The organism is Pseudodesulfovibrio hydrargyri (genome assembly GCF_001874525.1).
GTDB lineage: Bacteria > Desulfobacterota > Desulfovibrionia > Desulfovibrionales > Desulfovibrionaceae > Pseudodesulfovibrio > Pseudodesulfovibrio hydrargyri.
In genome coordinates, this window is sequence record NZ_LKAQ01000001.1 from 447174 (window position 1) to 459560 (window position 12387).

The 12387-nt window shown below is 64.0% G+C and carries 10 protein-coding genes, 1 tRNA gene and 1 other RNA gene; 4 read left to right on the top strand and 8 right to left on the bottom strand.

Going from position 1 to position 12387, the window contains the following annotated elements:
* Positions 1–2 precede the first annotated feature (2 nt).
* Positions 3–440 carry a hypothetical protein gene (locus tag BerOc1_RS02220; RefSeq protein ID WP_071544087.1) on the top strand — a complete coding sequence of 146 codons (438 nt, stop codon included), beginning with the start codon at positions 3–5 and terminating at the stop codon, positions 438–440.
* A gap of 40 nt (positions 441–480) precedes the next feature.
* Here BerOc1_RS02220 and BerOc1_RS02225 read toward each other — a convergent pair whose 3' ends face one another.
* The 3 genes from BerOc1_RS02225 to arsS form a co-directional block, all read right to left on the bottom strand.
* On the bottom strand, positions 481–1227 hold the full coding sequence (locus tag BerOc1_RS02225; protein WP_071544088.1) for a DUF4198 domain-containing protein: 747 nt from the start codon (positions 1225–1227) through the stop codon (positions 481–483).
* Positions 1228–1353: 126 nt separating this feature from the next.
* The gene (locus tag BerOc1_RS02230) at positions 1354–2277 is read right to left on the bottom strand and encodes a bile acid:sodium symporter family protein (protein ID WP_071544495.1); all 924 of its coding nucleotides are present in this window, start codon (positions 2275–2277) and stop codon (positions 1354–1356) included.
* A 79-nt stretch (positions 2278–2356) separates the two neighbouring features.
* Positions 2357–3301, bottom strand: coding sequence for an arsenosugar biosynthesis radical SAM (seleno)protein ArsS (gene arsS / locus BerOc1_RS02235; protein ID WP_207503284.1), 945 nt, complete (start codon positions 3299–3301; stop codon positions 2357–2359).
* Between the two features lie 165 nt (positions 3302–3466).
* Between arsS and ffs the strand changes: the two genes are divergently transcribed.
* Positions 3467–3560, top strand: an RNA gene (ffs, locus tag BerOc1_RS02240) — signal recognition particle sRNA small type.
* Between the two features lie 40 nt (positions 3561–3600).
* Here ffs and BerOc1_RS02245 read toward each other — a convergent pair.
* Together BerOc1_RS02245 and BerOc1_RS02250 are read right to left on the bottom strand one after the other, a co-directional pair.
* The gene (locus tag BerOc1_RS02245; RefSeq protein WP_084641003.1) at positions 3601–7014 is read right to left on the bottom strand and encodes a hybrid sensor histidine kinase/response regulator; all 3414 of its coding nucleotides are present in this window, start codon (positions 7012–7014) and stop codon (positions 3601–3603) included.
* 174 nt (positions 7015–7188) lie between these two features.
* On the bottom strand, positions 7189–7836 hold the full coding sequence (locus tag BerOc1_RS02250; protein WP_071544090.1) for a transporter substrate-binding domain-containing protein: 648 nt from the start codon (positions 7834–7836) through the stop codon (positions 7189–7191).
* Positions 7837–8141: 305 nt separating this feature from the next.
* On the opposite strand from BerOc1_RS02250, the gene BerOc1_RS02255 reads away from it, so the two are divergent.
* Positions 8142–8330, top strand: a complete 189-nt coding sequence (locus tag BerOc1_RS02255; RefSeq protein WP_071544091.1) for a hypothetical protein — start codon at positions 8142–8144, stop codon at positions 8328–8330.
* 72 nt (positions 8331–8402) lie between these two features.
* On the opposite strand, the gene BerOc1_RS02260 is transcribed toward BerOc1_RS02255, so the two are convergent.
* The 3 genes from BerOc1_RS02260 to BerOc1_RS02270 form a co-directional block, all read right to left on the bottom strand.
* Positions 8403–8494 (bottom strand) — tRNA-Ser (locus BerOc1_RS02260).
* A gap of 62 nt (positions 8495–8556) precedes the next feature.
* Positions 8557–9474 (bottom strand): dihydroorotate dehydrogenase, encoded by a 918-nt coding sequence (locus BerOc1_RS02265; protein ID WP_071544092.1) that lies wholly within the window; start codon positions 9472–9474, stop codon positions 8557–8559.
* 12 nt (positions 9475–9486) lie between these two features.
* Positions 9487–10272 (bottom strand): iron-sulfur cluster-binding protein, encoded by a 786-nt coding sequence (locus BerOc1_RS02270; protein WP_071544093.1) that lies wholly within the window; start codon positions 10270–10272, stop codon positions 9487–9489.
* 11 nt (positions 10273–10283) lie between these two features.
* Between BerOc1_RS02270 and BerOc1_RS02275 the strand changes: the two genes are divergently transcribed.
* Entirely contained in the window at positions 10284–12290 is a 2007-nt protein-coding gene (locus tag BerOc1_RS02275; RefSeq protein ID WP_071544094.1) for a peptidase U32 family protein, read from the top strand.
* Positions 12291–12387: the final 97 nt, after the last annotated feature.

The window sequence follows — 12387 nt, forward strand, 5'->3', positions numbered from 1 at the left end:
GCATGAAGGAATTCATCCCCAGACCCGACACCAAGGAAAAAAGCTTCCACGGTCTGCTGATCGTCGGGGGGCTGGCGGGTATCATCGAGGGGTCGGTGCGGTACGGCCTGACCCTGCACACCGCGTTTCCGGGCATGCTGCTGACCCTGTTGGGGGCCTTTTTCGGCGGATTCACCGGATTCTTCCTGAAGGATTGCTTCCGCGCCGTCAGGGGCATGAAGCCCTATCGAGGGGTGAACAACGACGGCTGGATGATGGGCGGATTCATGGGCACTCTGGTGGGCACCCTGTTCCAGGTGGCGGTCAGCCCGGACGGGACCAACCTGATCATCGGCTCCATTGTCGGGGCCTACATCGGCGCGGCCTGCGGGGCCATGCCGGACGAATTCGTCACGCCCATCCTGGGCAGGATGGAAGAAAAGGCGTCCGACAGGCCCTGACGCCGAAAACGGCGCCAACGGCCTGCCGGACAGGGATAGGCTACTTCATTTCCACCCAGATGACCGCGCCCATTTCGAGTTCGCGGCCTTCATAGGGCTTTTCGGCGGTGTTCAGGCCGGCAAAGCCCCACCACCCCTTCCACGGACAGGCGAAGGTGAACACGCCCTGCCCGTCGGCCAGCACTTCCTGCGTGACCATGCGCTCGTTGGGCGCTTCACGCTTGCCGTCCTTGTTGTAGAATTCCACTTCCACGCGGGTGTACGGAGCGGGCTTGCCGCCCACCAGGACCACGCCCTGGAAGACATTGCCCGCGTAGTTGCCGAACGGCCGGGTCAGCGGCACGATCTCGGTGTCCAGGCCGAGGGGAGTGTTCCAGTTCTCACCCTCGCCGTAGGCGTCGACCACCACCTTGGTGATGTGGCGGATGTAGTTGTTCTCGGCGTCCTCCTTGTAGGGAACCGGATCGAAAACAAAGGTGTACAGGCCGGGGGCCTTGGCAGTGAAAGAAGTCTTCCAGGCGGAGTGGCCCATGACTTCGGCCGGTTTCAGGGTGGCCAGCAGATCGATCCGCTGGTCATTGTCCACGGCCACGAAAAACGCTGCGGGCTTTTCCAGCTCCATGCCCTGCCCTTCGAAGGGATGGGAGAAGGACAGGACCAGGTTCACGGTCCGTTTGGCCTGGGTCAATTCGTCGGTGTCCGGGATCAGCATGCCGAAGTGGGCGAAGGCCTGTCCGGCGAACAGCACGACGGACATAACCGCCAAGGCGAAAATCAACTTTTTCATCACACGCTCCTCACAGTGTTGCAAACATGAAAGACCATTTCTTGATCGAATGATGTTACCACTATCAATTTAGTAACACAAGTCAAGCAAGAATAGGAATTCATTACGCCTCACTGCGAGGAGGAGCTAGTCGGTCCTATTGCGCCAACGCCGGGCCAGGGCCACGCCGGAGAGGTTGTGCCACAGGCTGAAGAGCGCGCCGGGCAGGGCCGTGGCCGCCCCGAAATGCTTCACGGCCAGGGCCACGCCCAGGCCGGAATTCTGCATTCCCACTTCGATGGCCAGGGTTCGGGCGTCCCTCTTCCCGCAGCGCGCCGCCCGGGCCAGTCCGTACCCGGCGGCCAGGCCCAGGCTGTTGTGCAGGACTACGGCCACCAGGGCCAGGAGCGGCAGCCCGAGCAGGGTCGCCTGGTTCAGGCCGATGATGCAGGCGATGAGCAGGGCGATGACGATGATGGACAGGGACGGGAACCAGCGCAGGAACGGCTCCAGCCGACGGCGGAAGATGCGCCGCAGGACAAGGCCGTCGATCAGGGGGAAGACCACGATCCAGAATACGGACGTGACCATGGACCAGAAGTCGATCTCGACCTGGCGTTCGAGGAAAAGATAGATGATGGCCGGGGTCAGGACCGGGGCCAGGCAGGTGGAGGCCAGGGTCATGGTCACGGACAGGGGCACGTTGGCCTTGGCCAGGTAGGCGATGACGTTGGAGGCCGTGCCGCCCGGACAGGCACCGACCACGATCATGCCGATGGTGATGTCCGCGGGCAACCCCAGGACATGGGATATGGACACGGCCAAGAGCGGCATGATGGCGTACTGCAGAATCATGCCCAGTCCCACCAGGGGCCACTTGCGCAGGATGTCCACGAAATCCCCGAACTCCAGGGTCAGCCCCATGCCGAACATGATGATCCCCAGCCCGAGGGGGATGTGCGGCTTGACCCAGGTGAAGGCCGGAGGATGCGCCAGGGCCACGGCGGACATGCCCACGGCGATCAAAATGAAGTTGCGCTCGATAAAAAAGGGTACGGCGTCGATTTTCATGCCCGTGGGGTGGCCCAAATACGGGGTTTTGTCAACGCCGGGACGAAAACCGGGGTCCGGCCACGATTTTCGAAGGGAATCAGGCCTTAATGGCCCCGCCGCAGCTCGATCCGGCCCCGGCGGTGCAGCCCAGGCAGTGCGGGCCGGTGACGATTCTCCTGCGGACCCAGGCCGCCAGGTCGAAATCCCCCAGCCGGTCCGGCGCGTCCGGGGCCGTGCCGAGATTCAGGGCCTGGTTGAAGTCGCAGTCGTAGAGCCTTCCGTCCCAACCGACATTGACCTGGTGGCGGCACATGAGCCCGTCCACGGTGGCCGGATTGAAGGAGCCGTCCAAAAGCTCCAAGTATTCGCCGTCCCTGCCCTGCTCCTCGAGCATGAGCATGAACCGGCCCACGGGCAGGTTGGTGATGGTCAGAAGGCGGTCGAAGGCCACCCCGTGTCTGTCGAGCATCTCCCGCTTGTAGGCGTCTTCAAGGCATTTCTGGTCCGGAGGCAGGTCCGGACCACCCGGATTGAAGACCAGGTCCAGGGTCAGGCCGTTCCCCTGCCCGTAGCCGAGCCCGTTGAGCCGCTTGAGCATGCGGATGGAACTGGCGTAGCACCGCTCCCCGCGCATGCGGTTGACGTTCTCCTCGAGATAGCACGGCATGGACGCCACCAGCCCCACGCCCTTTTCGGCGAAGAATTCGGGATAGCCGTCCATACCCGGCTCCTCCATGGCGGACAGGTTGGTCCGCGACTGCACGACCAGGCCCAGGTCCGTCAGGGCGGTGATGAAATCCTTCAGGTGCGGGTTGAGTTCGGGCGCGCCGCCGGTGATGTCCACCAACCCGGGCCGGACGGATTCGGCCAAGGACACGATCCGCTCCATGGTCGCGCGGTCCATGAGTTCCTCGCGCGCGGGGGAACATTCCAGATGGCAATGGATGCAGGCCTGATTGCATTTGAGTCCCACGTTGACCTGCAGGATATCCAGATCGGCGGCCAGAAGCGGCCCGCCGATTTTCTTGTCGAAAGCGTTCACCGGTACCTCGCCTGTTGCGGTTTTTCCCAGCCTAAACGGAAACCCCGCCGGGATGCAACATCCAGACTCCAAAGGGAGCGTATTCTCTCCGAGAACCGTGGAGATCGATGCAAAGGGGGAGTTGACGAACGATCGGGAACGCTGTAGGAAGACCATTCCCGTACAGAGGGAAGCCGGACGGCGGTTGCGTCGAGAACCCCGTCAGGTCCGAGAGGAAGCAGCGGTATTGATTGCTGCCGGGTGTCCGGTTTCCACTCAAAGGCGCGTTCAGCTATGAACGCGCCTTTTTCATTGTCCGATCAGGCCTGGCCGATGGAGGCCCGCAATTCCTCGAGCACAACCAGGGCGTTCTTGAAATCGTACTCGGCGATGGACTTGAGCAGCTGCTTGACTTCGCTCCGCGTCTCTTCGGGCCAGACCAACGCCTTGACGTCCCGGCTCCGCTCCCGGCACTCCACCGGGGCTCCCTGGGAAAGGGGGCCCCTGAGGCCTTCCAGGCTGGCCAGGAGTTCCTCGGCCGAAGCCGCCTCCCCGCCCTCCGGAAATTCCGATTCCTCGGACTGGGACTGCTTGAGCACGCCGATGCTCCCGACCACCACGGCCAGCCGGTCCGTGAACACGGCCAGCAGTTCGGCGGGATTTTCGTCCCCCTGGTCCAGGGCCTTTTCCAGGGCCCCGGCGGCCTCGAACAAATCCATGGCCCCGAGCATGCCGGAGGTCCCCTTGACCGAATGGGCCAGGGCCACGGCCTCCTCGCGTTTCCCGGCGCCCAGGTGCTCGCCGATCTGCACGGCGGCGCCCGCATACTTCTCGTCCAGGAGCAGGAGCAGCGTCCGATAGAGCTTCTCGTTGCCCCGGGCGCGGCGCAGGCCGAGCTGCACGTCGATGCCCTGCATCATGGCCGGGAGGGACTCCTCGTCCGCAGGGGACCGCTCCGTCTCGGCCTCGATCCGGACCGGGGCGGCCGCCTTGCCCGTTCCCTTGACCAGCCACTTGGTCAGCACGGCGAACAGGTCGTCCGGATCAAAAGGCTTGGCGATGTGGTCGTTCATGCCCACCTCCTTGCTCATCTCGATGTCGGCGAGCATGGCGTGGGCGGTCATGGCCACGATGGGCAGGTCCTTGAAGCGATCCTGGGCGCGGATACGCCGGGTGGCCTCATGGCCGTCCATGACCGGCATCTGGATGTCCATGAGCACCAGGTCCACTTCGTTCCCGTCCAGAAACTCCAGGGCGCTCCGCCCGTTGAAGGCCTCGAAGACCTCGACCCCGATGGAGGCCAGGATCTCCTGGGCCACCTGGCGGTTGATCTCATTGTCCTCCACCAGCAGGACCCGCTTGCCGGCGAGTTGATCCAGCGCCTTTTCGGGCCGGACGACCTCGTTCAGGGTGACCATGCCCTTGCCCAGGGTTTCGACAACCAGATTGAACAGGAAGGACTGATTCACCGGCTTGAAGAGCAGGCCGCGGAAGCCCAGTTCGTTGGTCCGCTTGACCAGCGAGGCGTTGCCGTAGGCCGAGACCATGAACATGGGCGGCTTGACCTCGATGGCCTCGTCCTTGAGAATCTTTTCGGCGGTCTCCAGACCGTCCATGTCCGGCATGCGCCAGTCCACCACGAGCAGCTTGAAGCCTTCCTCGCCGCCGCATCCATGCAGGATGTCGATGGCCTCGAAGCCCGACTTGGCCGTGGTCACGGACAATCCCATGTACTCGAGCATGCCCTTGAGGATGATCCGCGAGGTGGGATTGTCGTCCACCACCAGGGCGGGCATGCCGAGCAGTTCCTGGGGCAGAGTCGCGCTCTCGGACTCCTCCCGGTGTATGGGGAAGGTGACCTCGAACCAGAACAGGCTGCCCTTGCCGAATTCGCTCTCAGCCCCGATCTCGCCGCCCATGAGGTCCACCAACTGGTTGCACAGGCTCAACCCCAGGCCGGTGCCGCCGTATTTCCGGGTGGTGGAGGCGTCGGCCTGGGTAAAGGGCTGGAACAGCTCCTGGATCTTGTCCGCCTTGATGCCGATGCCGTCGTCCCTGACCGTAAAGCGCAGCTTGGCGGTGTCCATCCCCTTTTCCACGGTGGAGATGGCCACCACCACGGACCCCTCGTCGGTGAACTTGACGGCGTTGTTGCACAGGTTGATGAGGATCTGGGCCAGGCGCATGGGGTCGCCCTGTATGGCGGGCGGCACGTCCTTGCCCACGCTGATGAGAAATTCGAGCTTCTTTTCGTTGGCCCGGGGCGAGACGATGGTGGTCAGCTGTTCGAGGACCTGCTCCAGCTTGAAGCCCACGGATTCCACGGTGAGCATGCCCGCCTCGATCTTCGACAGGTCGAGCACGTCGTTGATGATGCCGAGCAGGGACTTGGCCGAGATGTCGATCTTGTTCAGGTAGTCCCGCTGGGCGGCCGAGAGCTCGGTCATTTTGATCAAATGGGTCATGCCGATGATGGCGTTCATGGGTGTGCGGATCTCGTGGCTCATGTTGGCCAGGAATTCACTTTTGGCCTGGGTGGCCTTTTCCGCCGCCTCCTTGGCCTTGATGATCTCCTTCTCGGTCTGCTTGCGGATGTGGATCTCCGAGGTCAGCAGCCGGTTGGTCTTGTTCAGCTCGTCCGTGCGCTCGACGACCCGTTTCTCCAGTTCTTCGTAGGCGGTCTTGAGGTTGGCCTGTGCGATGCGCAGTGGGGTGATATCCGTGGCCATGGCGAAGACCCCGTCGAAATTGCCTTCCGGATCGAACTGGGGGCTCGCGGAGATCATGGCCCAGACCTCGCTGCCGTCCCGGCGCACGAACCGCCGCTCATACTGGGAGGCCTGCCCGGCGCGGCGCTTCTCGATCTCGTTGCGGTGGTTCCCCTGGTCGTCGCCGTGAATGAGGTCCGGCACGTACATGCCCACCAGTTCGTCCTCGGTGTAGCCGAGCATGTCCGCGAATATCCGGTTGACCTGGAAGATGTGCTCGGACACGTCGATCATGACGATGCCCTCGATGCTCGTCTCGAACAGGCGGCGGTACTTCTCCTCGCTGGCCCGCAGTTCGGTCTCGCGCAGCCGGACCTGCTTGGCCATCTCGTTGAACTTGAAAAGGATGTGCTGGACCTCCAGGAACCCGCCCTGCTCCTCCTCGTGCTCGGAATACTCCCCGGCCGAGAGCCCCTCGATGCGCTGAATGAGCCGGCCCAGCGGCATGCGCAGGCTGCGGTTCAGAATGAGACGGGTGGACAGGCCTACCACGATGACCACGGACAGCAGGGAGAGCAGGCTGATCCAGGTGGTCTCGTAGACCTTCTCCCGAAAGATGGCCGGGGTCAGGCCGAGCCGGACCACGCCGACCTCGATGTTGTCGTAGGTTATCCGCTTTTCCTTGATGATCGTCTCGCCGGGGGTGGCCTCGCCGTAGCGGTAAATGTCGTTGCCCCGATGGTCGCGGACCTCGATGAGGACCACGATGTCGATGTTGGCGAACGTGTTGCACAGGTTGACCACGGACTCCTCCTCCATATGCCAGAGGTAGGATTCCAGGCTGTTGGCCAGGTGCGTCAGGGCCTCATCCGCCCGCTGCTGGAATTGCGCTTCGGACTTCTGGAACAGGATGATGAAGATGATCGAGGAAACGGCGAAGGAGGAAAGGACCACCACCATGACCAGGCTCGAGGTCAGGTGTTGCACCAGGGAGCGATCACTCCTGATTTTATGCAGCAATGGCATGGTCCGCGCCTTCTCCGGGAATGGCTCAGGGCCCTGTTACAGGCCGCTCCCCGCCGCATCGCCCGTCGGCGGCCTGCGGGAACCGGCCCGATTCGAAAGTTCCATACACATCCATCTCATAGGCCGAAGCCAACTTCCAGTCGATTATATTCAACATCCGCATCCGGCGCGGCTTCAACGCAGCCAACGATCGAGAACCGGCTGCAGGACGCCTTCCCGCTTCAGCGTTTCCAGGGTTTTTTCCAGTTTCCCCAAGAGGGCGGCGTTCCCCTTTTCCACGGCGAACCCCACGGGAGAGCCGGGATCGCCCACATCCATGACCCGGACGTCCAGGCCCTCCCGGTCCGCCAGAAGACGGCCCACGGCCAGGGGCGCGATCGCCGCCACGGCCTTGCCCTCCTTGAGCATGCGCATGGACTGCTCCTTGGTCTTGGTCCTGACGATGCGGACGAGGTTGAACACTCCCCGCTCCTTCAGGTACCGCTCCACAAAGGAGTTGCGGTCACCGGCCACCACCTTGCCGACCAGGTCGTCCGCCGAGCGGATGCCCGTCTCGCCCCGGGGCACGAAGATGACCACTTTTCGGCTGTAATAGGGCGAGGTGAAGGCGAAGAAATTCATGCGTTCCCGGTTGATCTCCATGCCGCACACGCAGTCCAGCCGCCCCAGACGCAGATTGGCGACGATGTCGTCCCAGTGCCCGGGCACCATGCGCACCCGGGCGCCGAGCCGGGCGAGGACAAGCCGGGTCACCTCCACGTCGAGACCGGCCGGTTCCCCCTTGTCGTCCAGGTACTGATACGGCGGATAGCCCGTGGCCATGCCGCAGTAAAACGTCGGCTCCGCCGCCCGGGCGGGTGCTGCCGCAAAAGCAAGCCCCAGACAGCATAGCGCCAGAAAGATTCGAACAAGCCGCCTCATCGATCGCACCCCGAAGGGACCTCCGTTTTGCCCTGCCAGGTGAAAAAAAGCATTTAAGATGCAATAGAATACCACATGGCCGCGGCCCGTGCCAGCCCTTATTCCCGGCCTTTTCCGCCGGACGGCAGCCACTTTTCTGTAACCTCGGCGGCGGCCGGAGCGCTTAACAATACAGGAGGGGGGCAACCTCAACCAAGGCGGCACACATGTTCGACAACAATGGGCACGAACCCATTCTCAGCGAGACGGAAATCAGATTCCTCCTGTCTGACCAACCCATTTCCGCCAAGCGCATATCGGGCCCGGCCCGGGACAAGACAAAGGGAATGGAGAAAAACGCCAAAAGGAAAGATGTCGACGACAACCTGATCGCGAGCCCCCGGGACCCACGCTAGCCCAGTCTGCGCACCCCGGCCCGCGACACGAAAAAAGGCCTACGGGAATTCCCGTAGGCCTTTTGCATTCAGTGGCGGAGAGGAGAGGATTTGAACCTCCGTTGGAGTTCCCCCCAAACACGCTTTCCAGGCGTGCTCCTTAAGCCGGACTCGGACACCTCTCCGCGTCAGAGAGGCAGTTTCTACCCAATATGGTGGGGCTTGGCAAGCACAAATTTTCCCCTTTTTAAAGCGGCAGTTGCAGGCTGCCCCGGAACTCGTCCAAGGAAGCCGCGCCGATCTCGGACAGCAGGGCCTCCATCTCGTCGGCCAGGCCAAAGGCGAAGTCCGGCCGCAGGAAATTGGCGGTGCCGACCTGCACGGCCTGCGCGCCCACCAGGATGAACTCCAGGGCGTCCTCGGCCGAGGCTATGCCGCCGATGCCGACCACCGGGATGTCCACGGCCCGCACGGCCTGGTGCACGCAGCGCAGGGCCACCGGCTTGACGGCCGGGCCGGACAGACCGGCGATGACATTGGCGATGCGCGGCCTGCGGCTGCGGATGTCCACGGCCATGCCGGACAGGGTGTTGATCAGGGACAGGGAGTCGGCCCCGCCCTCGGCCGCGGCCCTGGCGCAGACCGCGATGTCGGTCACGTTGGGCGAGAGCTTGACCATGACGTGCTTGTTCCCGGCCTTCTTCTTGACCGCCTCGGTGACCCTGGCGATCTGGGCCGGGTCCTGGCCGAAGGCCACGCCGCCCTCCTTGACGTTGGGGCAGGACACGTTGACCTCGAGCGCGGCCACGCCCTCCTCGCCCGCCAGCACCCCGGCCAGTTCGCCGAACTCCTCGGCGTCGCAGGCGTACAGGTTGGCGATGACGGCCACCTCGCGCCACGGCAAGTACGGCAGCGCCTTGGTCACGAAATACTCCACGCCCGGATTCTGGATGCCGATGGCGTTGAGCATGCCGCACGGCGTCTCGGCGATGCGCGGCATGGGGTTGCCCTCGCGCGGCTTGAGCGACAACCCCTTGGCCACGAAGCCGCCCAGCCGGGTCAGGTCGCCGTAGGGGGCGAATTCCAGGCCGAAGCCGAAGGTCCCGGACGCGGTCATGACCGGGTTCTTGAGGAAAAGACCGCCGAAATTGACTTGCATATCCATGGTTGCGGCCTCCTACAGCTCCACCTTGTCGGCCCAGAACACCGGGCCCCGCGTGCACACCTGAACGTGATGCCCCTCGCCGTCCCTGGTCACGCAGCCCAGACACGCGCCCACACCGCAGGCCATCCGGTTCTCCAGCGAGACCTGCGCCCTCGCGCCGTACTCCCTGGCGAACCGCTGGACCGTGCGCATGAACGGCGTGGGGCCGCAGCACAGGGTCAGGCCGCCCCGCTTCGCGTTGTCCTCGATCAGCCCGCGCAGGGTGTCGATGATGCAGTCCAGATCCGACGGCTCGGCCTCGATCATGCACCGGCAGTCCACGGTCCGGGACAGCAGATCATAGGGGTAGCAGTCCAGCGGCAGACGGTGGGCCAGGAACAGGGACAGGTTTTCGGGACGCGGATGTTGCTCGACATATCCGCGAAAAGGTGCGATGCCGATGCCCCCGGCGAGCAACAGGGTCGGGACGTCGGGCTCCACGGCAAAGGAATTGCCGAGCGGGCCCCACATGGTCACCGCGTCGCCGGGCGACAACTCGGCGATGCGCCGGGTGCCCCGCCCCACGGCCTGGATGAACAGGGTGACGGAGTCGTCGTCCCCCGAACTGAGGGAGAACGGCCTGCCCCAGAGCATGTCGAGCTCCCAGGAGCTGGGCCGGATCATGACGAACTGACCGGGCTTCCACCCGTCCCAGTCCGGTCGTTCGAGCGTCAGCTCGAAGAATTCGCCGGCCGTTTTTGATTGACCGACCGGGGATACTTTCAATACCTTGACACTGCGGCAATTCCTCAAGGACATACAGATACCTTATGAGCAAAAAACATATTCCGGAAATCATGGCCCCCGCAGGGGACAAAAACGCCTTCCTGGCCGCCGTGGCGGCCGGGGCGGACGCGGTCTACGTGGGGTTGAAACACTTCTCGGCCCGCATGCAGGCCCAGAACTTCTCTATCAGCGAGCTGGCGCAGCTGGCAAGCCTGGGCCGCGATCGCGGCACCAAGACCTACGTTGCCATGAACACCCTGGTCAAGCCCCAGGACGTGGAATCCGCGGGCAGGCTCATCGACCGGCTGCAAAGAAACGTCAAGCCGTTCGCTCTCATCGTCCAGGACCTGGCCATGCTGACCCTGGCCAAGCAGGCGGGCTACACCGGCGAGCTGCACCTGTCCACCCTGGCCAACGTGTCCCACCCTGCCGGGCTGGACGTGGCCAAAAAGCTCGGCGCCAACCGCGTGGTCCTGCCCCGCGAGCTGAACCTGGACGAGGTCAAGCTCATGGCCGATGCCTGCCCCAAGGACCTGGACCTGGAAATCTTCGTGCACGGCGCGCTGTGCCATTGCGTCTCCGGGCGCTGCTACTGGTCCAGCTACCTGGGCGGCAAGTCCGGCCTGCGCGGCCGCTGCGTGCAGCCCTGCCGCCGCCTCTACACTCGGGGTAAGGAGCAGCCCGAGCGGCTCTTCTCCTGTTCGGACCTCTCCCTGGATGTACTGACCAAGCCGCTGCTGTCCATGGACCGCGTGGCCGCCTGGAAGATCGAGGGCCGCAAGAAGGGCCCGCACTACGTCTTCTACACGGTCAAAGCGTACCAGATGCTGCGCGACAACCCGCAGGACGCCCAGGCCAAGAAGACCGCCATGGAACTGCTCGACCAGGCCCTCGGGCGGCCGTCCAGCCACTCCGTATTCCTGCCCCAGCGCCCGTTTCAGCCCGTCCAACCCAAGGAGGAGACCAGTTCCGGACGACTCATCGGCGAGATCAGGCGTGACCAGAAAAAGCTCTTCTTCGAGCCGCGCGAGCAGCTCGAAACCGGCGACCTGGTTCGCGTGGGCTACGAGGACCAGCCCGGCCATCGGACCATCCCCATCCGCCGCCGCGTGCCCAAACGCGGGCGCATGGACATTCCCTTTTCCCGCAAGCACGTCGGCCCCCCCCTGCCCACGGGCACCAAGGTCTTTCTGGTGGACCGGCGCGAACCGCAGCTGGTCAAGCGGATCAGGGAACTGGAAAAGGAGCTCGACTTCTTCCCGGCACCGGAGATGAAGGAATCGACCTTCACCCCCACCTGGCCCAAGGCCGCGCCCCGCGTTCGCGGCAAGGGCAAGGGGAAGAGCTCTCCCCGGACCGAATCCGTGAGCCTTTTCCGCCTGCCGCCCAAGGGCAAGACCTGGGACCGCCCGGCCTTCTGGCTGGAGCGCTCCATACTGGGCAAGGTGGCCGGAAAGGACACGGCCCGCGCCCAGTGGTGGCTGCCCCCGGTCGTCTGGCCCGACGAGGACAAGAAATACCGCTCCCTGATCAAGGAGGCGGTGCGCAAGGGCGCGCGCGAGTTCGTGCTCAACGCCCCGTGGCAGGCCGCCTACTTCGAGGACCGCAAAAACGTGACCCTGACCGCCGGGCCGTTCTGCAATACCGCCAACAGGCTGGCCCTGGACGTCCTGCGCCAGCTTGGCTTCTCCAGCGCCATCATCAACCCGGAGCTGCCCCTGGAGGACCTCCAGGGACTGGCCCAGAATCCGCCCCTGCCGCTCGGCTTCGTCATCAAAGGCATGTGGCCGTTCGGCATTTCCCGGTTCCTGGCCGACGCCGTGCCATTCGACGAGGCCATCAAGTCGCCCATGAACGAGGTCGCCTTCGTGCGCAAGTACGGCCAGAACAACTGGATATTCCCGGGCTGGGAAGTGGACCTGACCAAAGAGGCCCGCACCCTGGAGCGGCTCGGCTTCAAGACCTTCGTGACCATGCTCGAACCCTGGCCGCGCAACGTGCCCCGCCCCACCCGGACCAGCGAATTCAACTGGCGGCTGAAGTTGCTATAAGAAAGAGGGATGCCTCCTTCGGCGGGATTGCCGGATGATTTCGCCTCCGGCGGCCAAAGGGGCGGGCCCCCTTTGGAATCCCTGTGCCGCCTTCGGC

Coding starts and splice junctions, on each gene's coding strand:
- BerOc1_RS02220 (WP_071544087.1), top strand. CDS start 3: ATGAAGGAATTCATCCCCAGACCCGACACCAAGGAAAAAAGCTTCCAC.
- BerOc1_RS02225 (WP_071544088.1), bottom strand. CDS start 1,227: ATGAAAAAGTTGATTTTCGCCTTGGCGGTTATGTCCGTCGTGCTGTTC.
- BerOc1_RS02230 (WP_071544495.1), bottom strand. CDS start 2,277: ATGAAAATCGACGCCGTACCCTTTTTTATCGAGCGCAACTTCATTTTG.
- BerOc1_RS02245 (WP_084641003.1), bottom strand. CDS start 7,014: ATGCCATTGCTGCATAAAATCAGGAGTGATCGCTCCCTGGTGCAACAC.
- BerOc1_RS02250 (WP_071544090.1), bottom strand. CDS start 7,836: ATGGCCACGGGCTATCCGCCGTATCAGTACCTGGACGACAAGGGGGAA.
- BerOc1_RS02255 (WP_071544091.1), top strand. CDS start 8,142: ATGTTCGACAACAATGGGCACGAACCCATTCTCAGCGAGACGGAAATC.
- BerOc1_RS02265 (WP_071544092.1), bottom strand. CDS start 9,474: ATGGATATGCAAGTCAATTTCGGCGGTCTTTTCCTCAAGAACCCGGTC.
- BerOc1_RS02270 (WP_071544093.1), bottom strand. CDS start 10,272: ATGTCCTTGAGGAATTGCCGCAGTGTCAAGGTATTGAAAGTATCCCCG.
- BerOc1_RS02275 (WP_071544094.1), top strand. CDS start 10,284: ATGAGCAAAAAACATATTCCGGAAATCATGGCCCCCGCAGGGGACAAA.